Raw genomic sequence first — 23,029 nt, forward strand, 5'->3', positions numbered from 1 at the left:
ATGTGAAAAATGGTATAGTAGTATGGAAATAGAAAAAGAGGAGAGTGAAGACGATGGCAAATCCAATTAAATTACTCGTATCAGACATGGATGGTACCGTTCTTTCGGGCAAACAACGAATAGAGCCGGAGACGATTCAGGCAATTGAAGCAGCACGCGAACAAGGTGTCGAGTTTGCAATTGCAACAGGACGTAATTACTTAAATGCTAAAGAATTGACGGATGCCGCAGGAATTCATTGTCCGATCATTGCTTCAAACGGGGCACGTGTGATGACCGTCGATGGAGAAGAGTTGAGTGCGACGACTCTGACGACAGAACAAGCACAGCAAATTTACGGCATCATTAGCCAGTACGAAGTCTTCTTCGAGATGTTCTGTGATCAAGGACTCGTGACAGCGCAAGGAGCGACGATTGATGCAGCCTACGATTCGTTAAAAGAATTAAGTGAAGAAAGTGATCGGGCAAAACAAGTGCTTGATTTCTTCCACGATCGCTATTATGTCCACGAAGACGTCAAGATGATTGATGGATTCCGGTCATACATTCGTAATCAAGCGGGAAAAGTATTCAAGTTCATTTCGTTCTCATTTGATCAAGAATTGATGAAAACAATCTGGCAGGAAATCGAGCAGAAAGTCGAGGGTGTCTATGTCACGTCGTCAGGACACGATAACATCGAAGTCATGGCAGTCGGTGCCGATAAAGGAACGGCAGTTAAAATCCTCGCGGACCACCTTGGTGTGCCGATCGAACAAGTCGCTGTCATCGGTGATAATCTGAACGATCTTCCCATGTTTAAGGTTGCTGGAAAGGCGATCGCGATGGGGAATGGTCATGATGAAGCAAAAGCGATTGCGCATCATGTGACGAAAATAAACGATGAGCACGGCGTCGGATATGCGATTCAGCAACTGGCGTCCCGTGCTTGGTAAGGGGGACGTTTCATGTTTAAGGCATTTAAGGAGTTTGCTTTTCGAGGCAATGTGATCGATTTAGCGGTCGGAGTCATTCTCGGTGCTGCGTTCAGCGGTATTATCAAATCACTCGTCGACAGCGTCTTCATGCCGTTGATCGGTATCATCATCGGTGGTATTGATGTCAAAGGATTATCAATCATGGTCGGAAATGCAAAATTACAGTACGGTCAGTTCCTTCAGGCGAGTATCGAATTCTTATTGATTGCCTTTGCTTTGTTCATCTTCGTCAAAGGAATCACTTCGTTCCGGAAGAAGGAAGAAGTCGTCGAAGAAGAAGCGGTACCAACGACAGAAGAAAAACTATTGACAGAAATCAGAGATGCCTTGATTCGTCAAAATGAGTCATCACCTAAAAACTGATATATACCAAAAGCCTGTCTCACATATTTATGTGAAACAGGCTTTTTTGGCTCATAAAATTTCGAGTAATGCATTTTCGGAGCAGACTTGTAACGAAAGCTGTTTTTTCATTCCTTGATCAAATGAAATTTCTAGCACGTCATCAACCAGGTGCAAGACGGTTCCGGGACCAAATGCTGTATGCGATACACGCATGTTCTCAGTGATCGGAAGTGGAGGAACTTTAGCTCGCGCTGCAATGGCAGGACATTGGCGTTCTATTTTTCGTTTTGCGGAATCCGGTGTAACAAGACGATGAACGTCTTCGACGAATGGTGAGACATCGAACGATTTCGATTTAAAACGATAAGACAGGAGATGCAGTTCGTGTCGTGCCCGTGTCATCCCGACGTAAAACAAGCGTGCTGCTTCTTCCATATCATCGAGTTGTCCATTCTTGTACGCCTTGATCGTGTCAGCCGATGGAAGAATACCAGCAACGAGATCAATCATAAAGACGCGATCAAATTCAAGCCCCTTTGCACTGTGAAAGGTCGAAAGGGTGACCGCATTTTGATTTTTGTTTTGTTTCGCATCACGCATCAACTGTTCGAGATGCGCGATCCGCTCACGAAAGGCGAGTAACGTCGGTACATCACTTGCGATGTTATCGATCGTATTTAATGTCTCAAGCAGGTGATCGAGACTAAAACCGAGACTCTCACTCATTTTCCGCAAATTCTTTTCGTAGCCCAGTTCATGACGAATCAAAGAGAGGGCAGCAGACGGTCGAACGGTCTGAATGGAAGCGAATGTGCGCTTCATTTGTTGAAGTTGTTTCTTTTGATAAAACTTCATCTCGATTTTGTTTATGAGTAGATCAAATACAGATTCACCCGAACCAAACTGTTGCAATTGAGCCAGTTGAGCTTTTGAGATATATCCGGCGAACTTCGTATGGATGGTTGCTAGAATCTCGATATCTGTTGGATCTTGTGCGAATGTCATGAAATTTAAAATATCCTTCAAAATCCAATGACTGAAGAATTTATGATCAACATCCTTAATGTAAAAAGGAATGTTTGCTTGATCTAACGCATTCATGACGTTGATCGAAGAAGCATTGTTGCGATATAAGATGGCGACTTCGCGGTAATTCGTTTCCGTCCGTAACTGATTCAATAAATAACGAGTCTGATCTTCATAAGTCGGTAGCGTCTCTAAGATAATTGGACGAACCGCAGCATTCTCCGTGAACATCTGTTTCGGATAACGTGCTTTATTACGTTGGATGAACTGATTGGCGACTGAGACGATGTCCTTTGATGAGCGATAATTTTGTTCCATGTAAAGAATCGTCGCATTCGGATACGTATCCTTGAAGTGGAGAATCTTGGATGCATCTGCGCCACGCCAACTGTAAAGCGTCTGGTCATCGTCCGCGACGACACAAAGGCGATTGTGGGGTAAGGCTAACTTTTCAACCAGTTGATGCTGAACGAGTGATGTATCTTGACTCTCATCTGTCAGAATATAATCGAAGCGACGTTGGTAATGTTGCAATAGACGACGGTCTTGTTCCAAAATCGTATTAGCGTACGTCAACATATCATCGAAATCAAGTAACGCATGTAGAGGATCACGAGACTTGAATTGTTCATATGCAACGTAGATGTCAGGAAAGTGTTTGATCGTCGTCGGTACTGCCTTGATTTCTTTTAAAGAAAGAAGGCGATTTTTGACAAAGGAAATCATCCGTAACAACTCATCCATTTGATCATCGGTAATGACACTTCGATTAATTTCCTGGAAAATACGGCGCAGTAACATCCGTTTATGTGGCGCATTCGGATGTTGTTGATCCATCGGTCCTTCGATGATCGTATAGGAGAGGCGTTGTTGAGACGTATGGTCCCGGACGACTTGAAAAGCAAAACTGTGGATTGTCGAAAAAGCCGCTGTTGTTCCAATTAGTTCATGGAATAAATGATAAAATCGATCCGCCATCTCGCGAGCTGCCGCTTTACTGAAGGTCAGTCCAAGAATACGATGTGGTTCAATTTTTTTTTGTAAAATCAAATAGGCAATCTTAAAATTAAGAGTCGTTGTTTTTCCAGAGCCGGGTGAGGCGAGTAACAGCAACGGACCATGGTCATGTTCAATTGCCTGTTGTTGGACAGGATTCAATTGAATGCCGGTCAATCGCTCCATCTGTTCGAAAAAATCTTCATGCATGATACAGTTCACCTCGAGCGTTTAATTTCGTGTCCATTAAATCGAACTCTCCCTAGTGTAGCATTTTTAATGATCGGATTGGATTACTGAAAGACGAACCGTGGAATAAAGAGACAAAAGACTATTGGAATCAATGTAAGAGGAGTGCCTTTAAAAGACTAGGCAAATGGACTCAAAAATATTAAAATGGGAATAGATGTAAGAGAGTACTCTCTTGTCCTGTACAAAGAGGGAAGGCGGAATGAGAATGTCTGTAGTGAAATTACACATGTATACAAATGAACATTATGAACAATGTGAGGCGTTCATTCTTCCGGAAGAACAAGTTCAGTTTACTTCTTTTCCAACGGATGTCGTTACGGATGCGGTTGCACATCCCGATAAGTTTCCGGTTGTTATTAAAAAAGACGAGCTCGTCGTCGGATTTTTTATTCTCCATCTCAATCCCCCTAAAACACACCGGACGGATGAACAAAGTGTCCTGTTACGTGCCTTTTCGATTGATGAACGGCATCAACATCAAGGATACGCGAAGGAAGCGATGATGCAGTTACCGGAGTTCGTTCATCATCATTTCCCGGAAGTCACATCGATTACACTTGCGGTCAATAAAAAGAATATCGCTGCAAAATCACTGTATTTCAAGACGGGATATGTCGATACGTTACAATCGGTCATGGGTCCAATCGGAGAGCAACATATTCTCGCCTTCGATTTAGAAAAGGAATCACGATTGAAGCAGTGAAGTAAAAAAGCATTTTCCTGATTATGTTCAGGAAAATGCTTTTTGTTATTTAAGATAAATCATAAATAGAGAGGTGGGCAGTCGCCTCACCAGAGAATCCGATACCTCGACTCGTTGCTTTTGGGAAAATACGTCCGCTTGCGACGGCTTCTCCATCATTGAGGAAAAGTTCGAACGAGGACCGGTCCACAAACAAACGTAATGTCTGCAAGTCTTTCGAAAGGACAGTCGATCGTGATGTACCAAATGATTCAGCAGGAACGTCTACACCCGAACGACTCCGGTCAATCGTAAATTGACGCGAAACGACATCATATTTAAATAGGGTTTCTTCTGTAGCGTCTTGACGAATTGAGAAGCGGAACGAATCCGACGACAGCTTCAAGTCTGTCATCACGAGTTCGAAAATCTCGGCTTCCGCAACCGTCACATCTTGCTCGAAAAGAATCGTTTCGTCAAATAAGGTTTCTTTTCGTAGCTGTGTCAGTTCATGGACAGGTCGTTGACGAAGTTGTCCCTGTTCGATCGTTAATTCACGTGGCAATGTCAAAGCATGTGCCCAGTTATAAATGTCAGAAGGATAACTAATGTCCGGTAAACCCATCCAACCAACAAGAATCCGTCGACCATCTGCCGCCTCAGTTGTTTGTGGCGCATAGAAGTCGAATCCGAAATCGAGTTCTTGGAAAGGTTCATGTGTGAATGTTAAGTTGGGTAAAGCTAACGGTTCCCCGATGAAGTAACCGGACTGGAAAATATTTTGATAGTTCGTACCATCTGGCTCAATCCCTTGAGGACTAAAGAGAAAGACGCCTTTTCCATTAAGCTCGAAATAATCAGGACATTCCCACATATAACCGAATGTCGGGTAGTTCGTCCGTAACTCACCGACAAACGTCCAGTGCTCTGCATCTTGAGACTGATAAATGACAGTACAACCTGTCAAGTCAGTGCGCTGTGCTCCAAGTATGCAGTACCAGATGCCCGATGCATCTTGAAAGACTTTCGGATCACGAAAATGTTCTGTATAGCCTTCAGGAACGGTTGGAATAGCAGGTGGTAAGTGTTTTTCAATCCGTCCATCCGAACGAAGGTGCCCAACGATTTGACTCGTATGGCGATTCCACTCTGCGTCCCGTTTGTTACCGGTATACATGATGTGCACTTGATCATCTTTGATGAAGCCACTACCGGAATAAGCGCCGTGCGAATCAGGATCGTCATTTGGAATCAAGGCGGCCCCTTCATCGAACCAATGTACGAGGTCTTTTGATGTCATGTGATACCAGTACTTTAGACCATGAACAGGACCGAGTGGGAACCATTGATAAAATAAATGATAAAGACCGTCGTGGTAGACGAAGCCGTTCGGATCATTCAAAAGTCCGGTTGGAGGTTGGATATGGTAAGAAAATCGCCAAGGAGATGTTCTTACTTCTTCCTTCATCGCTTGGTATACGGTCGGATCGACATCCGAGAGGGGACGATATCGTGCTTCACGTGTCCATTGATTCATGCTGACAGCTCCTTGTTGAAAATTTATACGCTTCTCGTTCACCTTACGGAGGAGAACCGCGCTTGTCAATCCTCCGTTCCAAAAGGTCAATGAACGGACATACATCCTTTACCATCTTGCTTCGAACGATAGAGCGCTAAATCCGCATGGTGCATGACTTGCTCGAGCGATTCACCTGCTATCTGTTCAGCAAGTCCGATGCTCATTCCGATATGGACGGTTTGTTCTTCTAAATGATAAGGCATCGAGACATGGGCAATCCATTGTTCACCTAAGTGTTGTGCTTCTGCTACAGACTGATGCGTTAAGACGATGATGAACTCATCGCCACCAAGACGAGCGACGAAGCCACCAGGTGGAAGTAACTGTTTGAGACGTTGACCGACCTCGATCAGGAGGAGATCACCAAGTGCGTGCCCATATGTGTCGTTAACTGCTTTAAAACCGTCTAAATCGAGACAAAGGTAGATGGAATGCGTTCCTATAGGTAATTGTTCGATGTATTGAGCAAGACCGTTTCGATTCGCAAGACCCGTGAGACTGTCACGTTGCGATAATCGTTCAAACGTCAGTTTTTCTTTTTCGGTATGCAGCAATCGACGAATCAGTTGCTGTAGGGCATCTGTCAATGTCTCGATTTCTCGGATTCCACGATGGTTCGGAAGTGATTTTGAAGGATCACCTTGCATTTGTTGTGCGGCATGCGTGATTTTTAAGAGTGGTCGAGTCAGCAGTTTCGCTAACATCCACCCAAGCAGAGCTGTAATGAGAGAGGCAATTAACCCAGCGATAAAAATCGTTTGGCGTAAAGCGTCGGCATCAGCGAAGGCAATCGATGTCGGTTGACGCACGAGAACCGTCCAACCTAGTCCATCATAGTCTTTGTAACCACGGCTCGTACTTTGACCAGAGACGAATTCTTTCTCTTTCCAAAAAGCGGTCGCAGGAGCATTCGAAGTGAGCGTTACACTAGTAGGCAATGTCTTACCACTCCATCCGTTTGGTCCAAGCAAAATCGTCTTTCGATCTTGACTAACGATGAAGACATCGACTTTTTGGAGAGAAGAGGTAGCGCTCTGGAAACTTTGTTCAATCGCTTTAGCCCATTCGAAACTGAGGTGTGTCGCGAGGACGCCGGAAAATCGTCCCTTATCATATAAAGGTGTACTTATATCGACAAATTGGAGTGGCTCACCACTTGGATTCGGCAATAATTTTGCGAGTAGGACGGCTTCATGAACATCACCGATGAATGGTTGCGATAATGCTTCTTGAAAAACAGGTCGTTCTTTGATCGATGTTCCTTCAAGAATCTGGTTCGTTGACGCAATGACTTTACCGTTCGCATCTAAACGACCAATCCAAGAAAAGTCGGGAATCTGTCGTTGTAACTCCTCTAGTGTCCGACGTGTTTCTACTTTTTGATCTGTTTGTTGAATCGTTGATAAAGAGCCAAGCAACTTCACTTCTGCATAGCGTGACCACATGTAATGATCGAGCTTGTCGGATAGTTGATGAGCAGTCGTTGACAGATTCATTCCGACTTCCGATTGGAGTCGGCTTGTCGCGTGTTGACTGATGAAGAAGGTCAACAACAGCGTCATGCTTAAAAATAATAGAGAAATCAATCCCGCTAACAGGATGTCAAAGCGAAGTGAGGGTCTGGACATTGTGTGATACTCCATTCATACGTTTCTCATTTGTTTTTGTTTGACTCATATACATAGACGTCTACTTGCTGTTTACGGTTCGAGATGCTCGTTCGTACGTAGCGGAATCCATGTTTTTCCCAAAACCGTCGGGCTTTTACGTTATCAGGTAATACGGCGAGATAAATCTGTGACTCTCGACTTAAGAATTGATTGAAAAAGGCGGACAGTAACCGACTACCCGTTCCGGTGCCATGATGAGAAGCATCAAGTAAAAATAAACCAATCCACGTTGTACCGTCTTGCGGATGCTTTGGGAGGTAGTCAATCAGTAAGACAGGTTCTCCATCGATATACCCGATCAGCGATACAGTATCGGGATTCAAGAATTCCTCCTGTAAGATCGAATCAGAGAGTGGTAGCGCCCGTTCTTCTAGGCATGCATACTCTGGAACGCTTGCGTACAGTGATTGAACGATCGGAAAATGCTCACGTGTCATTTCTTCAAAAAGAATCATCTGAAGACTCCATTCCTTATTTAGTCTCAAATTTCTGCGTTAGCGGATTTTTATTTGGAATCAGATTACACATTTGTAAGAAAAGAAACTTTCGCAGGGAATTCACGTACACTATATAGCATAGACAAAATATGAATGAGGAGGAAGAGCAGATGTTAAAGATTGAAAATATCTCAAAGCGTCTCGGAAAAGAGCAAATTCTAAAAGACGTCAGTTTTGAGGTATCCCCAGGAGAAGTGTTCGGCTTCCTCGGACCAAATGGGGCAGGGAAGACGACAACGATTCGTATCATCACGGGTTTGCTTGAGCAGGATGCTGGGCGAGTCACGGTCAATGGCTATGATGTCGTAGAAGAGCGTTCGAAGGCATTGACGCAAATCGGAGCAATCGTTGAAAATCCAGCTTTTTATCCTTATTTAACAGGCAAACAAAACTTGATACATGCAAAAAACCTGATTCCAGGACTCGGACAAGTCGACTATGACGCACTTGCTCGTCTCGTTGGTTTAGAAGGAAAGCTTTCGAAGAAAGTTGGAGAGTATTCACTCGGAATGAAGCAACGTCTTGGAATTGCTCGCGCGTTGTTACATAATCCGCGCGTCTTGATTTTAGATGAACCGACAAATGGTCTAGATCCGTCCGGGATCGCAGAACTTCGTGAGTATTTACGACAAATGGCGCGTGAGCAGGATATCGCAATTTTGATCTCAAGTCATATGCTGAGTGAAATGGAACAAATCAGTGATCGATATGCCATCATTGATCAAGGTGTCATCAAGTCGGTCGAATCGGTTCGTAACGAAACCGGAGCAAAGGTGGCACTCCGCGTCAATAAGGAAGCGATGACTGACGTACTTGAAGCCCTTCGCATCGCGAACTATCCATCAGAAGTACTTGATGAACAAATCATCATCACAGCACCAGAAAGTGAGTGTCCGGCGATTGCCCGACTTGTCGTGCCGATTGCTGACTTACATGAATTGACCGTCAAACGCTTGACGCTCGAAGAACAATTCCTGCAAGTAACGAAAAAAGAGGGGGATTCACATGCTTTCGCTCATACAAAATGAATGGATGAAATGGTGGACGACTAAAAAAGCGAAAATCGTCTTAGCGCTATATGTCGTCATTGCGGTTGGTATTATCATTGTGGCGAAGACAAATGATTTTGAGTTCACACGCTATGATTACTATTCCTTAACATTTGTGTTGTTGACCTCCTTATTAGGGATCATCACGATCGTCTTCACGGCAGAAGCTATCGGGAATGAAGTACGGTATGATACGATGAAACATCTATTAATGAGTCCATATTCACGAATGATGATTTATTTCTCGAAGCTGATCTTCTCGATCTTGATCATGTTATTCCAATTCGTGTTCATTGCTGCGATCGTCTACGCAGGCTCATTTGTGTTTTCAGAGGTAGGAGATCCGATCCTGTTCCGCGAAACGATCGTTGAGGTCGTCAGTCCGATTTTTACGATATTTATGACGTTGTTCTTCTCATTATTATTCCGCTCGGTCGGTATGATCATTGGCTTTACCGTATTAGCGCAGTTCTTTACGAGCATTGCGGGAAGTCTATTGATCGGCTTTAAACCAGCGATTGCCAAATGGATCGTATTCATGCACTTGGACTGGTCGATGTATTTCAAGGATTCTGTTTCCTATGGTATCAGTGAAGCAATGGGAACATCTTTAACATTCTCGGTCTTGTTCGTAATGGCGCATATCATCGTCTTATTAGGCGCGTCAATTCTTGTTTTCCAGAGAAAATCCTACACGTAAAGAAAAGAGTTGCTCACGGACGAATTTGTCTGTGAGCAACTCTTTTCTTTGAGTATTTAAGAACTAGTTCGTTTAGGCGGACGAGCCGTAATCGGGAACAGTCGCTGAAACCATTCAATCAGCGGACCATTCAATATTAAGAAAATAAAAGTTCCGACTCCGATGCCGATCAATTGACGTTCAATCAGTGAAAAGAGACTGGCAATCAAAAAAGGAATCCCGAGACTAATCGTTGCTCCGATTGATGTACTTTTAAAGCGGGTGATGAGTGATTTCATCAAGTAATCTGGCGGCATCAACACGAAGCCGATTTGGAGATAAAGTGCAAGTCCAAGTGAAATCAACGGCATACCGATTAACATGTACAAGGCGCGCATCCATAGTCCTTGTGGTGTGTAGATCAATTGATGGATTGATAAGAAGAAATCAATTGCGGCGCCGAACAGTACGACGAGTGCGAAACTGAGGACGATCGTCCACCAACTGAAGCGGCTTCCAAGAGAAAGCGCTGCAATCAAGGCAAGCACATGTAAAACGATGATGGCCAGCCCGACAGTTAACGGTGAGATCGCCGCGACAGCTTCGCTTGCGGATGTCCAAGGTGCACTGCCGATCGAGGCGGTCACCATAAAGCTGTTACCTAGGGCATTAATTAAAATCGAAAATAAATAAATAGTGATCCGTTTTTGCTGACTCATTGACGTGCACAGACGGTAGGACTGCGCATTCACCTCCTGAAAATAAATCGTTTCGTTAAGCTATACCCTAATCGTAGCGCTCTTTTCACTTATTTTCATGAAAAGAGCATTGCCTAATACCTCAGTTTCACGACATACTTAGGACACATTACGAATCAGGGGGAGAACGCATGACATATTTTGGACAGAAGATCCTGCCTTCCGTTAGAAAATTAGAAGACTTTGAAAAGATGCTGAAGAGTCCATATGAGTATGGGGTCTTACTCGAAATGCACGTCTCGCGTTTAAAAGCAGTCTATGAGATGGCACATCGATACGATAAAAAAATGTTTTTGCATATGGATCTCGTCCAGGGGTTAAAAAATGATGAGTACGCGACGGAATATGTTTGCCAAGAACTGAAACCGTATGGCGTCATTTCGACGAAGGCGAGTGTCATCTTGAAGGCACGTCAAAAAAAGGTCAAGACGATGCAGCGTATGTTCTTACTCGATTCCAGTTCACTTGAAAAAAGTTATCAACTTATGGAACGCACACAACCTGATTACATCGAAGTATTACCAGGGTTGATGCCGAAGTATATTCAAGAAGTGAAGGAAAAGACAGGACGTCTCGTATTCGCAGGGGGACTGATTGATACAGTAGAAGAAGTCGAACAAGCGATTGAAGCAGGTGCCTCAAGCATTACGACATCGAATAAGGATTTATGGCGGCATTTTGAACCACGCTCTTAATCGGAATGTGAGAAAAATCATTTGGAACGTTTGACAGCGTTTTCACCGATTGTTATAGTGATATCAAGTTGATACAAAGTGACGGAGAAAAGGGAGATTCACGTGTGAGTTCTACTTGAAGAAAATTCAAGTATGAGCTGACGTGGATCTCCTTTTTATGTTGCTTTTTTCACATAATAAAAAAGGAGGAACACTTATGTCACCTTTATTAGCAGAATTTTTAGGTACAGCCTTGCTAGTCGCGCTTGGAAATGGTGTTGGCGCAGGCGTTAGCTTAACGAAATCGTTCGCGAAGGACGCAGGATGGATCGTCATCACGTTTGCATGGGGATTTGCCGTAGCGATTGCCGCGTATGCCGTTGGTCAATTCAGTGGGGCACACCTTAATCCAGCAGTGACGCTTGGTTTAGCATTTGACGGCTCATTTGCATGGGCGGATGTACCAGGCTATATCGTCGCTCAAATCGCCGGCGGGATATTAGGTGCAAGTCTTGTTTTCGTGCACTACTTACCACATTGGGCGGAAACGAAGGATCCAGCAACGAAGCTTGGCGTCTTTGCAACGTCTCCAGCGATTCCATACACATTTGCTAATCTAATGAGTGAAATGATTGCGACGTTCTTACTTGTTATCGGGTTGTTATCAATCGGAGCGAATAAGTTCTCGGATGGTCTGAATCCTCTAATTGTCGGCTTCTTGATCGTCAGCCTCGGTATGTCATTCGGAGGTACGACAGGATATGCGATGAACCCGGCGCGGGACCTTGGTCCTCGTATTGCCCATTTCATCCTACCGATTCATGGAAAAGGATCATCGAATTGGGGGTACTCTTGGATTCCGGTTCTTGGACCAGTTCTTGGTGGAAGTCTTGGCGGATTGTTTTATCGTTCGGTCTTCACAGGAAAAGATACACCGGCTTTTTGGATTGTAGGACTTGTGACAATCATCATATTAGGCTTATGCTATAGATTCGGTGTTCGTCCGAACAAAACAACGTCAGTGAAGTCAAAGTCAGCTTAACTTATTTAGATACAAAAGGATGGGGAAGAGATGGAGAACTACATTTTGTCATTGGATCAGGGAACGACAAGTACACGTGCGATCCTGTTTAATCGTGCTGGTGAGATCGTACATTCAGCGCAACAGGAATTCACGCAGTATTTTCCAAAACCAGGTTGGGTCGAACACAACGCAAACGAGATTTGGGGAAGTGTCCTTGCGGTCGTGGCGACTTGTCTGACGGAAGCAAACATAAAACCGTCGCAGATTGCCGGCATCGGGATCACGAACCAACGTGAAACAGCCGTCGTCTGGGAAAAAGAAACAGGGAAACCGATTCACAATGCAGTCGTGTGGCAATCGAGACAAACGGCTGAAATTTGTGAAGCGCTTCGAGCAGCCGGTCATGCCGAGCTCTTCCGTGAGAAGACAGGTCTATTGATTGATGCTTATTTCTCTGGTACGAAAGTCAAATGGATTTTGGATCATGTCGAAGGAGCACGAGCGCGTGCTGAACGTGGTGAACTATTATTCGGGACGATCGATACGTGGCTCATCTGGAAATTATCTGGCGGAAAAGCACATGTGACCGACTATTCGAATGCGAGTCGTACGTTGATGTACAACATTCATGAATTAAAATGGGATGACGAATTACTCGACATCTTAGACGTCCCGAAAGCGATGCTTCCAGAAGTACGACCTTCTTCTGAAGTGTACGCAGAAACAGCAGGTTATCATTTCTTCGGAGAAGCGGTTCCGATCGCTGGTGCAGCGGGTGATCAACAAGCCGCCTTGTTTGGTCAAGCGTGTTTTGACACAGGAATGGCGAAAAACACATACGGTACAGGCTGCTTCATGTTGATGAACACAGGCGAAGAGGCTGTGAAATCTGATCATGGACTGCTCACAACGATTGCGTGGGGCGTCGATGGTAAAGTTGAGTATGCCTTAGAAGGCAGTATCTTTGTCGCAGGATCCGCAATCCAATGGTTACGAGACGGATTACGCATCATTGATGATGCAAAGGAATCAGAAGGATACGCAACGCGTGTCACGTCATCAGAAGGTGTCTACGTCGTACCGGCATTCGTTGGTCTTGGAACACCTTACTGGGATTCAGACGTTCGTGGTGCAGTCTTCGGTTTGACACGTGGTACGGAAAAAGAACACTTTATCCGCGCAACATTAGAATCACTCGCTTATCAAACACGTGACGTCTTATCTGCGATGGAGCAAGATTCAGGTATCGAGATGAAGACACTTCGTGTTGACGGTGGAGCGGTTAAAAATAACTTCTTAATGCAGTTCCAAGGTGACATCATTCAAGCGCCGGTCGAACGTCCGGAAATCAATGAGACGACGGCATTAGGTGCAGCCTACTTGGCAGGTCTTGCTGTCGGATTCTTTGAAAACCGTGAACAAATTGCTACGCAATGGAAAAAAGAACGCCGTTTCGAGCCGAGTATGGCAAAAGAAGAGACGGATGCGCTTTATGGCGGATGGCAAAAAGCTATTCAAGCTACGATGTTGTTCAAATGATGTGATCTATGTTATAGTAAGGTCAAGTTAATAAACCGGTCGGAGAATATGGAGAGACCACAGCAACAGTTGACATAGTCAACGTGTTTGTTGTGGTCTCTTTTTTTTCGAACCTAAACAGGAGGAACTATTCATGGCTAACCAACCATTCTCAAGCAAAAACCGTGCAGATGTCTATAATCGATTAACACGTGAAGAACTCGATCTACTTGTCGTAGGTGGCGGGATCACAGGTGCGGGAATCGCCCTCGATGCGGCGTCACGCGGTATGAAGATTGGCCTCGTCGAAATGCAGGATTTCGCATCTGGTACATCTAGTCGTTCAACGAAATTAGTCCATGGTGGTCTACGTTATTTAAAACAATTCGAAGTTCAAATGGTCGCTGAAGTCGGTAAAGAACGTGCGATTGTTTACGAAAACGGCCCACACGTTACGACACCAGAGTGGATGTTACTTCCGATGCATAAGGGCGGTACATTCGGACCGTTCAGTACGTCAATCGGTCTTCGTGTCTATGACTTCTTAGCAGGTGTTAAACGTTCTGAATGGCGTACGATGTTATCTGCAAAAGAAACATTAGCAAAAGAACCACTCGTTAAACAACAAGGTCTTAAAGGTGGCGGTTACTACGTCGAGTACCGCACAGATGACGCTCGTCTAACGATTGAAGTCATGAAAGAAGCAGTCGAACATGGCGCACGTGTCGTCAACTATACAAAAGCAGAAGAAATCATCTACGATGCTGGAAAAGTCGTCGGGATGCGTGTGACAGACCTCTTGACAGGTGACATGCATGAAATCCGTGCGAAAAAAGTCGTCAACGCGACAGGTCCATGGGTTGATGAATTACGTGAAAAAGATGGCTCGAAAGTCGGGAAACAACTTCGTTTGACAAAAGGTGTCCACGTTGTCATCGATCAATCGAAATTCCCACTCAAACAAGCGGTCTACTTCGATACACCAGACGGTCGTATGATTTTTGCGATTCCACGTGATGGAAAAGCATACGTTGGTACGACAGATACGTTCTTCGATAAAGATACAGCACATCCGAAGTTCACAGTCGAAGATCAAGACTACGTCCTAGACGCGATCCACTATATGTTCCCAGATGTTAAAGTAACAGCGGAAGATATAGAATCAAGCTGGGCTGGTGTACGTCCGTTGATCTATGAACAAGGAAAAGACCCTTCTGAAATCTCTCGTAAAGATGAAGTATGGCAATCTGAGTCAGGTCTCATCACGATTGCTGGTGGGAAATTGACTGGATACCGTAAAATGGGTGAGCACGTCGTTGATCTCGTTGCAAAACTCTTGAAAAAAGAAGAAAATGTTGCGTATGCACGTTGCTCGACGAAAAACATGCCAATGTCGGGTGGACATGTCGGCGGAGCAAAAGGATTTGCTGAATTCCTAAAAGCTCAAACAGCAACGAATGGTCTAACAACAGAGGAAGTTCAATTCTTAGCAAAACGCTACGGTTCGAACTTACCGAAAGTGCTTGAATATGCAGCAGCATATGATGCTGCTACGACAGATCTTCCACGTTCTGTCTACGCACAACTTCACTATGGTATCGAACATGAAATGGTCGCTCGTCCGATCGACTTCTTCATCCGTCGTACAGGTGCTGTCTTCTTCGACATTGCTTGGGCTCGTGCTCACAAAGACGCGGTCATCGAAGAAATGAAAACTGTCTTGAACTGGACAGCAGAACAAACAGCTGCTTACACGAAAGAACTCGATATTGAGATCGAAGATGCAGCACACGCGCTTGTAACAGAATAAGCGATGAACGCACTAAAGAACCAAGATCAAAACGATCTTGGTTCTTTTTTCGCACATATTCGAATCGACCTGGGCGGAAAGATTGCAACTCTGTCTAGAGGCGACTATGCTTAATGTATGAAACTGCACAAAAGGAGAGAACACAGATGAAAGTAGAAGTATGGTCGGATTATGCATGTCCGTTTTGTTATATTGGGAAGCGTCGTTTAGAACAAGCAATTGCGAACGAAAAGTTGGATGTTGAGGTCGAATTCAAAAGCTTTGAACTTGACCCAGATGCACCAGCAGTGCCGACGCAAGGGTTATACGAAATTCTTGCTTCGAAATATGGGACGACTCTCGAACAAGCACGGAATATGTCGCAAGGTGTCGTTGATACGGCACGTCAGGAAGGCTTGCACTACGAGATGGATCGTGTCATCCCAGCCAATACATTCGAGGCTCATCGCCTGACTCAATTTGCAAAAAAACATGGTAAGATGAATGCAGTATCGGAAGCTTTGTTCACAGCTTATTTCATGAATGGAGAAGATTTGAATGACCCAACCATTCTGACGCGGATCGCAGTAGAAGCAGGACTTGCTGAAGCAGATGTCACAGCGTTTCTCGCATCAAAAGAACTGGCGACAGATGTTCGAGAAGAAGAGGCGATGGCACAACAACTTGGTGTTCGTGGTGTACCGTTCTTCGTCTTCGACCGAAAATATGCTATTTCCGGCGCACAACCAGTAGAAGCATTCGAACAAGTCTTCACGAAGATCCGCCAAGAACAAACACTTGAAATCATCGCTGAAGGTGATGCGTGTGGTGTCGACGGCTGTAACTGATCACATTATGATTCCATCACAAAGGAGCACGAAACCCTTATGAAATTCATCTTCCATCCTGAGATTCGCGATGCGCGAATCAATCTCGCTGTCGAAGAATTCATCTTGAACAACCTGAACGTCAATGAAGAAGACTATTTCTTGTTTTATATCAACGGTCCATCCATCATCGTCGGAAAAAACCAGAACACGAATGAAGAAGTTAATTTGAAGTATGTCGAGGAAAACGGCATCCACGTCGTCCGTCGTCTTTCCGGCGGTGGCGCTGTTTATCATGATGAAGGAAACTTGAACTTCAGTTTCTTGACGAAAGATGACGGTGATTCGTTCAACAACTATAAAAAGTTCACGGAGCCGGTCGTGCAAGCGCTGCATAAACTCGGTGTCGAAGCGGAATTATCTGGACGAAACGATATTCATGTCGGAAGCCGGAAAATCAGCGGGAATGCCCAGTTCACGACAAAAGGACGGATGTTTAGTCATGGTACGCTGATGCTCGATTCGAACATCGAAGAAGTCGTCAATGCGCTTGTCGTCAGTGAAGAGAAGATGCGTTCCAAAGGCATTAAATCGGTTCGGAGTCGTGTCGCAAACATCTCGGAATTCCTGACAGAACCGTTGACGATGGAACAATTCGTCGATCATCTCCTTGCCTCGATCTATGAAGGGAAAGAGATTGAACGGTATATCTTAACTGAAGAAGACTGGGATAAAGTACGTGCCATCTCGGCAGAACGTTATGGCAACTGGGAATGGAATTTCGGAAAATCACCGAAATTCGATGTCATTCAAAAAAAACGTTTCCCGATCGGAACGATTGACTTCCGATTGAATGTCAAAAAAGGCATCATTGAAGAAGCGAAGATTTACGGTGACTTCTTTGGCGTCGAGGACGCGGAAGAAATCGCACGGGCGCTTGAAGGTACACGTTATGATCGCGCGTCTCTTCGCGAAGTGCTCGGTCGGTACGAATTGAAAAAATATTTCGGCGCCGTCGAACTTGATGAGGTGCTAGACGTTTTAGCGTAAGTCTTTATGGGAAAACTCCTTCTATCAACAGCATAGGGGGAGTTTTTTTCATGGACTATAATAAAGATAACTTTTTAGAAGGTTCGTTGACGGACTTTATCGATTTTGAACAGATTTCAAAACAATTACCGAAGACGGAGGACGAACAACCGTTACCTTATTATGAGCGTGATGATTATAAGGCAGCAGGTAAGCTTGAAGGAAAGGTCGCAATCGTCACAGGCGGCAATTCTGGAATTGGTCGTGCTGTCTCGATTGCTTATGTCCGTGAAGGGGCAAAGGTCGTCATTGCTTTCTATGGCGATCAAGATGGAGCAGAAGAAACGAAGGCGCGTCTTGAAGAATTAGGAGGCGAAGTCCTACTTTCTAAAGGAGATATTGGGGACGCAGACTACTGTGAAACACTTGTTCAAAAAACGATCGACCATTTCGGTCGCTTAGATATCGTCGTCAACAATGCAAGTATGCAAAAACCAGAAGATAGTCTGAAGGATATCACGGATGAGTCGATGGAGAAGACGTTCAAGACAAATATCTTCGGAATGATGCGTCTTGCCCGTGCCGCACTACCGCACCTTTCACTTGGTTCTGCCATCATCAATACAACATCTTCGACAGCATACGAGGGGAACGCATTATTGATCGACTACTCCGCTACTAAAGGAGCAATCGTTAGCTTCACGCGGAGTCTTTCAATGAATCTGGCAAAAGAGGGAATTCGTGTCAACGCCGTCGCGCCTGGTCCAATTTGGACACCACTCATCACGGAGACGTTCCCGGATGAATCAGTCAAGACGTTCGGTAAGAATACACCTATGGATCGCCCAGGGCAACCGGCCGAGATGGCATCTGCTTATGTCTTCCTCGCCTGTAACGATTCAAGTTATATGACAGGACAGGTCCTTCACTTAAATGGTGGTGTCATCGTTAACGGTTAAAAAGAAACTCGGTGAAAACGTTTCCAAAAAGTGTTACACTATCCATACGGTCGCTTTTGACTACGTATGGATTTTTTTTACGTAAAAAATGAATAGTCATTCATTCGAAAGGGGAATTTTGCTCATGCTTGGATTGATTCAATCCGTTGAGGAGACAGCTCGAAGACATCCGGACACAACGGCGTATGTGTTTGAGGACACGCAAGTCAGCTATCGTGAGTTCGTCGAGAAGTTTCACCGGGCAGCCGGTGCGCTCGAAGCGAACGGGATTCGAAAAGGCGATCATGTCGCGCTGATTTTAGGGAATAGCCCAGCGTTCCTAGTGGCATATTACGCCATCATGAAACAAGGGGCAATCGCGATCCCGATCAACCCTACATATACACCGGATGAAATCGGGTATATCCTGATGAACGGTGATGTGAAGGGGATTTTGGGGATTGCACCGCTCGTCGAAGCTGCAAAAGATCGTCTCGTGCATTTACCGAATCTCAAGATTGTCGTCTCTGTTCCTTACGCGGATCAAGAAGGACCGAACGAAACACATCAACAAGTGACGTTCATCACGCTCGATCGCTGGCTCGAAATCGAACATCCATTGACAGACGTGACGAATGAACTGGACGACATCGCCGTCATTCTCTATACGAGTGGGACGACAGGAAAACCAAAAGGTGCGATGTTATCGCATCGTAATCTGACGTCAAATGCGCGCTCAATCGGAGATTATCTACACGTATCAAGTAAAGACCGGACACTTGCCGTATTACCAATGTTCCATGTCTTTTGTTTGACAGTCGTCATCAATGCTTCGCTCGCACATGGAGCCTCAATCATCATTGCTTCACGGTTTTCACCACAAGAGACGTTTGAGTTAGCGAAAAAAGAACAGGTGACGATTTTTGCAGGCGTGCCAACGATGTATAATTTCTTACTGCAAACCGTGAAGGCACATCCGGAATACGCGACCTATTTTGAGTCAACCCGTCTATTCGTCTCAGGAGGAGCTAGTCTTCCAGTACCACTCCTTGAAGCGTTTGATCAGACATTCCAGTGTCATATCCTCGAAGGATACGGTTTATCGGAAGCATCGCCCGTCACTTGTTTCAATCCGGTCGATGGTGTTCAGAAACCAGGCTCGATCGGTACATCGATCGTCGATGTTGAAAACAAAGTTGTCGATGAACTCGGACAGGAATTACCAGATGGTCAGGTCGGAGAATTGATTGTTCGTGGACCAAACGTCATGACGGGTTATTACAAGATGCCAGAAGAGTCGCAAGCGACGTTACGCGATGGCTGGTTATATACGGGTGATTTGGCTCGTCGTGATGAAGATGGTTATTTCTATATCGTCGATCGCAAAAAAGATATGATCATCGTCGGTGGCTATAACGTCTACCCACGTGAAGTCGAAGAAGTGCTCTATCAGCATCCAAATATCATTGAAGCCGCTGTTATCGGCATACCGGACGAGGAGATGGGCGAAGCTGTCAAAGCATTCGTCGTTGTCCGTGAGACGATGACAGAAGAGGAGGCGCGGACATTCTGTGGCACATCACTCGCGAAATACAAATGTCCGACACAGATTGAGTTCATCGATCGATTACCTCGTAATACGACCGGAAAGATTTTACGGACCGTGTTGAAGAAGCAACCGACGAATTCATGAGTGTTTCAAGAACTTCAGGTTTCTGAAGTTCTTTTTCTGTGCATAGACAAGAAGGAGGGGATACGAATGAATATCGCATTGATCGCACATGATGAAAAAAAAGATGAGATGATGGGGTTTACACGAGCTTATGCTGCATTCTTCAAGAAAAATACATTGTATGCGACAGGAACGACCGGGCAACGGATCATGGAAGCGACAGATTTACATGTTCATCGCTGTAAATCTGGACCACTCGGCGGTGATCAAGAAATCGGAGCCCTCGTGGCGCAAGGAAAGATCGATATCGTGATTTTTTTACGCGATCCGCTAACGGCGCAACCGCATGAACCGGACGTCTCCGCACTCATTCGATTATGCGATGTGTACGATCTGCCGCTCGCAACGAATGTCGGAACTGCCGAAATTTTAATCAATGGACTTGAACAAGGACAATTCGATTGGAAGGAAATCATTCGAAAACGTCATGAACTAGAACAAAAAAAGTTTTTAGATGATTAATTTTGTGAGAACGCTTCTCATTTTCGTTTAAGCATGCTATAGTCAGTTTGAGGATGATACTGATTATCAATTGCGATGGAAAAGGTGGCGAAGAAAATGGAAATTCTATTAATGACGGGTGTAACAGTATTGCTAGGAGGCGGCGTTGGATTTTTGACGCACGTCGTGAAAATGGAACGACTTCAACAGGTGGCACCTGCGACTTCAAAGAACAAGCAAGTAGCGTATCCAGCGCTCCGTCTCGTCAAATAATAGAAAATTTATGACTTCGCCTTTCTTTTCTTTTGAAAAGAAAGGTTTTTTTGAATTATTATCCACTCTCCCATAATTTTGCGGAATTCCTTTGATACACTGAAACAAAGCACATTAGTCGAGGAGTGAGAGCCATGCATACAATCTATTTGGTTGATGATGAAGTGAACTTGAATCGTGTACTCGTAAAGTACTTGGAACAAGAAGGTTGGCAGGTTAAATCGTTTACATCTGGTGAGGCAGCTGCTTCTGCGATCGTAGAGAAGCCAGATTTGTGGATTTTAGATATCATGCTACCGGATATGGATGGTTTTCAATTGATTAAGCGAATCAAGGCGCATGATGAAACGACACCCGTCATTTTCATTTCGGCGCGTGATGAGGATATCGATAAGATCATTGGTCTTGAGATGGGATCGGACGATTATATTGCGAAGCCGTTCCTTCCGCGCGAACTGGTCATTCGTGTCAAAAAAATCTTAGCACGTACGTATGCGACACCGAAAAGTGGAGTCATTCAATACGGCGATTATATGATTTATCCTGAGAAACGAATCATCGAGGAGAACGGTCAAGAAATTGATCTAACCTCAAAAGAGTATGATCTACTGATTTTATTTGCGACACAAATCGGGACGCCGATGTCTCGCGAGCAGATTCTCGTCAGTGTCTGGGGTGACGATTATTTCGGTTCGGACCGCGTCGTCGATGATCTTGTCCGTCGTGTCCGTAAAAAATTATCGAAACTGGAACTCGAAACGATCTATGGTATTGGCTATCGCTTGGTGTCTGCATGAAAAATCGCAGTCTCGGATTTCAGATTTGGGCGATGTTTCTGCTCGTCATCGTCACATTATCTGCAGTCATTCTCCTTGTCATCCGCTCATCGATCGGAAATTTCATCGATGAACAGGTCTATTCGACGCTTGAGAATAGTGAGGTCTTCTTCTCGAAGGATGCCTCTGTCATCGAGATGCTACAAGATAATCCGATTGAATTCGATCGTCGAAAACAAGAATCTCGATCAGTTAATATCCTATTGCTATCTAAGAACGGAAAACTTTATTATGGTGGGGCACCGCAACAACTGATCAATCAGATGTACCGTGATGCAATTGATCAAAAAACAGTTACGGCAAAGTATACGACGCGTCTTGATAAAGAAGACGTTTATTATAGTATTCGTAAAATGGAAGAGAGCGGCGAAACCTACTATCGTGTCTCTTACGTCTGGGATGCTTATCGACAAGAACTGATTACACAACTGTTTTCAAAAATCGGCTTCGTCGTCATCATCGGTAGTATCTTTACGTTATTCATTGCCTTCTGGTTGGCGCGTCGTCTAACACATCCGCTCGTCGAAATCGAAAGAGCAGTCGGGAAAATCGCGGCTCAAAAGTGGGATACACCACTTCCGCTCGATCGTGGGGATGAAATCGGTCGACTGGCACGGTCCGTCGATGCGATGCGGATGGATCTTGAAAAGCAGGATAAGGCACAAAAATCGTTGCTTCAAAATATTTCACATGATTTGAAGACGCCAATCATGGTCATTCGAAGTTATGCTCAGTCCATTTCAGATGGGATCTATCCAGATGGTGATTTAACCGGCTCCGTATCGGTCATTGATGAGGAAGCGGAACGATTAGAGAAAAAAGTGGCGGCTCTTCTTTACGTCACGAAGCTCGACTATTTCGAGCTCGATCGTTCGACGTGGGATAATGTCGATATCGATCGGATGATACACCTGCTGAAAAATCGTTTTTCTGGAACGAAGTCACTCGAATGGCATGTTAGTGGAGAAGCGGGAATCGTCCTTGGTGAAGGGGAACAATTACGAGTTGCACTCGAAAACGTCATGGACAACGCGATTCGTTATGCTGAAACACAAATTGACATCCGACTGTCTGGGACAGCGGATCAGGTTCATATCGAAATTGAAAATGATGGACCGCCACTTGATGACTCTTCGCCCTTGTTTCATCAATTTTCACGGGGCAAAGAAGGAAAGTTTGGGCTTGGTCTTTACATTGTCAAAAGGATCGTTGAGCGTCATGATGGTACGGTAGCAATTGAGAATCGCCCTGCGGGAAATGGAGTCGGGAAAGTTTGTGTGATTTTTAATTTCCCACGTCACTTTATTGAACAAGAGGAAAAAAAGCCAGAAGAATTTTAAAAACGGGATCCTAGGATCTCGTTTTTTTCATTAGGAAATAATTGGTATACTCATGCAGAGTAGAAGGAAGTTTGATATAACCAATATAATTCAGGAAG

22 protein-coding genes are annotated in these 23,029 nt (G+C 44.7%); 17 read left to right on the plus strand and 5 right to left on the minus strand.

The window, feature by feature from the left end; all coding sequences use genetic code 11:
- The first annotated feature begins 53 nt into the window (after positions 1–53).
- Together B3S86_RS01930 and mscL are read left to right on the plus strand one after the other, a co-directional pair.
- Positions 54–935, plus strand: coding sequence for a Cof-type HAD-IIB family hydrolase (locus B3S86_RS01930; RefSeq protein ID WP_214747401.1), 882 nt, complete (start codon positions 54–56; stop codon positions 933–935).
- A 12-nt stretch (positions 936–947) separates the two neighbouring features.
- The gene (mscL, locus tag B3S86_RS01935; RefSeq protein WP_035409394.1) at positions 948–1,340 is read left to right on the plus strand and encodes a large-conductance mechanosensitive channel protein MscL; all 393 of its coding nucleotides are present in this window, start codon (positions 948–950) and stop codon (positions 1,338–1,340) included.
- A 51-nt stretch (positions 1,341–1,391) separates the two neighbouring features.
- On the opposite strand, the gene B3S86_RS01940 is transcribed toward mscL, so the two are convergent.
- Entirely contained in the window at positions 1,392–3,554 is a 2,163-nt protein-coding gene (locus B3S86_RS01940) for an ATP-dependent helicase (RefSeq protein WP_290748626.1), read from the minus strand.
- Positions 3,555–3,801: 247 nt separating this feature from the next.
- Between B3S86_RS01940 and B3S86_RS01945 the strand changes: the two genes are divergently transcribed.
- Entirely contained in the window at positions 3,802–4,299 is a 498-nt protein-coding gene (locus B3S86_RS01945; protein WP_035409789.1) for a GNAT family N-acetyltransferase, read from the plus strand.
- Between the two features lie 49 nt (positions 4,300–4,348).
- Here B3S86_RS01945 and B3S86_RS01950 read toward each other — a convergent pair whose 3' ends face one another.
- From B3S86_RS01950 to B3S86_RS01960, 3 genes are all read right to left on the minus strand, one after another.
- On the minus strand, positions 4,349–5,815 hold the full coding sequence (locus B3S86_RS01950; protein ID WP_035409786.1) for a glycoside hydrolase family 32 protein: 1,467 nt from the start codon (positions 5,813–5,815) through the stop codon (positions 4,349–4,351).
- An 86-nt stretch (positions 5,816–5,901) separates the two neighbouring features.
- Entirely contained in the window at positions 5,902–7,485 is a 1,584-nt protein-coding gene (locus B3S86_RS01955) for a diguanylate cyclase domain-containing protein (RefSeq protein ID WP_290748634.1), read from the minus strand.
- A 26-nt stretch (positions 7,486–7,511) separates the two neighbouring features.
- Positions 7,512–7,982, minus strand: coding sequence for a GNAT family N-acetyltransferase (locus B3S86_RS01960; protein WP_290748637.1), 471 nt, complete (start codon positions 7,980–7,982; stop codon positions 7,512–7,514).
- A gap of 152 nt (positions 7,983–8,134) precedes the next feature.
- Between B3S86_RS01960 and B3S86_RS01965 the strand changes: the two genes are divergently transcribed.
- Both B3S86_RS01965 and B3S86_RS01970 read left to right on the plus strand, forming a co-directional pair.
- On the plus strand, positions 8,135–9,052 hold the full coding sequence (locus tag B3S86_RS01965) for an ABC transporter ATP-binding protein (RefSeq protein ID WP_035409389.1): 918 nt from the start codon (positions 8,135–8,137) through the stop codon (positions 9,050–9,052).
- Positions 9,030–9,773 carry an ABC transporter permease gene (locus B3S86_RS01970; RefSeq protein ID WP_290748642.1) on the plus strand — a complete coding sequence of 248 codons (744 nt, stop codon included), beginning with the start codon at positions 9,030–9,032 and terminating at the stop codon, positions 9,771–9,773. Before B3S86_RS01965 ends, B3S86_RS01970 begins: the two co-directional genes overlap by 23 nt.
- 56 nt (positions 9,774–9,829) lie before the next feature.
- On the opposite strand, the gene B3S86_RS01975 is transcribed toward B3S86_RS01970, so the two are convergent.
- Positions 9,830–10,402: a hypothetical protein gene (locus B3S86_RS01975; RefSeq protein ID WP_290748644.1), complete on the minus strand. Its 573-nt coding sequence runs from the start codon at positions 10,400–10,402 to the stop codon at positions 9,830–9,832.
- A 239-nt stretch (positions 10,403–10,641) separates the two neighbouring features.
- Here B3S86_RS01975 and B3S86_RS01980 point away from each other — a divergent pair, with 239 nt between their 5' ends.
- From B3S86_RS01980 to B3S86_RS02035, 12 genes are all read left to right on the plus strand, one after another.
- A complete protein-coding gene (locus tag B3S86_RS01980; RefSeq protein WP_023467370.1) occupies positions 10,642–11,205 on the plus strand; it encodes a glycerol-3-phosphate responsive antiterminator in 564 nt (187 codons plus the stop codon).
- A gap of 196 nt (positions 11,206–11,401) precedes the next feature.
- Positions 11,402–12,226, plus strand: a complete 825-nt coding sequence (locus B3S86_RS01985) for an MIP/aquaporin family protein (RefSeq protein WP_035409382.1) — start codon at positions 11,402–11,404, stop codon at positions 12,224–12,226.
- Between the two features lie 30 nt (positions 12,227–12,256).
- Entirely contained in the window at positions 12,257–13,747 is a 1,491-nt protein-coding gene (glpK, locus tag B3S86_RS01990; protein WP_035409380.1) for a glycerol kinase GlpK, read from the plus strand.
- Between the two features lie 133 nt (positions 13,748–13,880).
- Positions 13,881–15,536 (plus strand): glycerol-3-phosphate dehydrogenase/oxidase, encoded by a 1,656-nt coding sequence (locus tag B3S86_RS01995; RefSeq protein ID WP_290748648.1) that lies wholly within the window; start codon positions 13,881–13,883, stop codon positions 15,534–15,536.
- A 146-nt stretch (positions 15,537–15,682) separates the two neighbouring features.
- Positions 15,683–16,363 carry a DsbA family oxidoreductase gene (locus B3S86_RS02000; protein ID WP_290748650.1) on the plus strand — a complete coding sequence of 227 codons (681 nt, stop codon included), beginning with the start codon at positions 15,683–15,685 and terminating at the stop codon, positions 16,361–16,363.
- 39 nt (positions 16,364–16,402) lie between these two features.
- Positions 16,403–17,392 (plus strand): lipoate--protein ligase, encoded by a 990-nt coding sequence (locus tag B3S86_RS02005; protein ID WP_214856732.1) that lies wholly within the window; start codon positions 16,403–16,405, stop codon positions 17,390–17,392.
- 50 nt (positions 17,393–17,442) lie between these two features.
- A complete protein-coding gene (locus B3S86_RS02010; RefSeq protein WP_290748653.1) occupies positions 17,443–18,330 on the plus strand; it encodes an SDR family oxidoreductase in 888 nt (295 codons plus the stop codon).
- A gap of 124 nt (positions 18,331–18,454) precedes the next feature.
- On the plus strand, positions 18,455–20,002 hold the full coding sequence (locus B3S86_RS02015; protein WP_290748654.1) for a fatty acid--CoA ligase family protein: 1,548 nt from the start codon (positions 18,455–18,457) through the stop codon (positions 20,000–20,002).
- 66 nt (positions 20,003–20,068) lie between these two features.
- Positions 20,069–20,503 (plus strand): methylglyoxal synthase, encoded by a 435-nt coding sequence (gene mgsA, locus B3S86_RS02020; RefSeq protein WP_029340960.1) that lies wholly within the window; start codon positions 20,069–20,071, stop codon positions 20,501–20,503.
- Between the two features lie 96 nt (positions 20,504–20,599).
- Positions 20,600–20,755 carry a hypothetical protein gene (locus tag B3S86_RS02025; protein WP_290748659.1) on the plus strand — a complete coding sequence of 52 codons (156 nt, stop codon included), beginning with the start codon at positions 20,600–20,602 and terminating at the stop codon, positions 20,753–20,755.
- A 134-nt stretch (positions 20,756–20,889) separates the two neighbouring features.
- A complete protein-coding gene (locus tag B3S86_RS02030) occupies positions 20,890–21,552 on the plus strand; it encodes a response regulator transcription factor (protein WP_023467381.1) in 663 nt (220 codons plus the stop codon).
- The gene (locus B3S86_RS02035) at positions 21,549–22,931 is read left to right on the plus strand and encodes a sensor histidine kinase (protein ID WP_035409370.1); all 1,383 of its coding nucleotides are present in this window, start codon (positions 21,549–21,551) and stop codon (positions 22,929–22,931) included. Before B3S86_RS02030 ends, B3S86_RS02035 begins: the two co-directional genes overlap by 4 nt.
- Positions 22,932–23,029: the final 98 nt, after the last annotated feature.

It is taken from the genome of Exiguobacterium sp. UBA3968, assembly GCF_002385115.1.
Classification (GTDB): domain Bacteria; phylum Bacillota; class Bacilli; order Exiguobacteriales; family Exiguobacteriaceae; genus Exiguobacterium_A.

Excerpts from the sequence above, each read along its gene's own strand:
- B3S86_RS01930 (WP_214747401.1), top strand. The coding sequence starts at position 54 with ATGGCAAATCCAATTAAATTACTCGTATCAGACATGGATGGTACCGTT.
- mscL (WP_035409394.1), top strand. The coding sequence starts at position 948 with ATGTTTAAGGCATTTAAGGAGTTTGCTTTTCGAGGCAATGTGATCGAT.
- B3S86_RS01940 (WP_290748626.1), bottom strand. The coding sequence starts at position 3,554 with ATGCATGAAGATTTTTTCGAACAGATGGAGCGATTGACCGGCATTCAA.
- B3S86_RS01945 (WP_035409789.1), top strand. The coding sequence starts at position 3,802 with ATGTCTGTAGTGAAATTACACATGTATACAAATGAACATTATGAACAA.
- B3S86_RS01950 (WP_035409786.1), bottom strand. The coding sequence starts at position 5,815 with ATGAATCAATGGACACGTGAAGCACGATATCGTCCCCTCTCGGATGTC.
- B3S86_RS01955 (WP_290748634.1), bottom strand. The coding sequence starts at position 7,485 with ATGTCCAGACCCTCACTTCGCTTTGACATCCTGTTAGCGGGATTGATT.
- B3S86_RS01960 (WP_290748637.1), bottom strand. The coding sequence starts at position 7,982 with ATGATTCTTTTTGAAGAAATGACACGTGAGCATTTTCCGATCGTTCAA.
- B3S86_RS01965 (WP_035409389.1), top strand. The coding sequence starts at position 8,135 with ATGTTAAAGATTGAAAATATCTCAAAGCGTCTCGGAAAAGAGCAAATT.
- B3S86_RS01970 (WP_290748642.1), top strand. The coding sequence starts at position 9,030 with ATGCTTTCGCTCATACAAAATGAATGGATGAAATGGTGGACGACTAAA.
- B3S86_RS01975 (WP_290748644.1), bottom strand. The coding sequence starts at position 10,402 with ATGGTGACCGCCTCGATCGGCAGTGCACCTTGGACATCCGCAAGCGAA.
- B3S86_RS01980 (WP_023467370.1), top strand. The coding sequence starts at position 10,642 with ATGACATATTTTGGACAGAAGATCCTGCCTTCCGTTAGAAAATTAGAA.
- B3S86_RS01985 (WP_035409382.1), top strand. The coding sequence starts at position 11,402 with ATGTCACCTTTATTAGCAGAATTTTTAGGTACAGCCTTGCTAGTCGCG.
- glpK (WP_035409380.1), top strand. The coding sequence starts at position 12,257 with ATGGAGAACTACATTTTGTCATTGGATCAGGGAACGACAAGTACACGT.
- B3S86_RS01995 (WP_290748648.1), top strand. The coding sequence starts at position 13,881 with ATGGCTAACCAACCATTCTCAAGCAAAAACCGTGCAGATGTCTATAAT.
- B3S86_RS02000 (WP_290748650.1), top strand. The coding sequence starts at position 15,683 with ATGAAAGTAGAAGTATGGTCGGATTATGCATGTCCGTTTTGTTATATT.
- B3S86_RS02005 (WP_214856732.1), top strand. The coding sequence starts at position 16,403 with ATGAAATTCATCTTCCATCCTGAGATTCGCGATGCGCGAATCAATCTC.
- B3S86_RS02010 (WP_290748653.1), top strand. The coding sequence starts at position 17,443 with ATGGACTATAATAAAGATAACTTTTTAGAAGGTTCGTTGACGGACTTT.
- B3S86_RS02015 (WP_290748654.1), top strand. The coding sequence starts at position 18,455 with ATGCTTGGATTGATTCAATCCGTTGAGGAGACAGCTCGAAGACATCCG.
- mgsA (WP_029340960.1), top strand. The coding sequence starts at position 20,069 with ATGAATATCGCATTGATCGCACATGATGAAAAAAAAGATGAGATGATG.
- B3S86_RS02025 (WP_290748659.1), top strand. The coding sequence starts at position 20,600 with ATGGAAATTCTATTAATGACGGGTGTAACAGTATTGCTAGGAGGCGGC.
- B3S86_RS02030 (WP_023467381.1), top strand. The coding sequence starts at position 20,890 with ATGCATACAATCTATTTGGTTGATGATGAAGTGAACTTGAATCGTGTA.
- B3S86_RS02035 (WP_035409370.1), top strand. The coding sequence starts at position 21,549 with ATGAAAAATCGCAGTCTCGGATTTCAGATTTGGGCGATGTTTCTGCTC.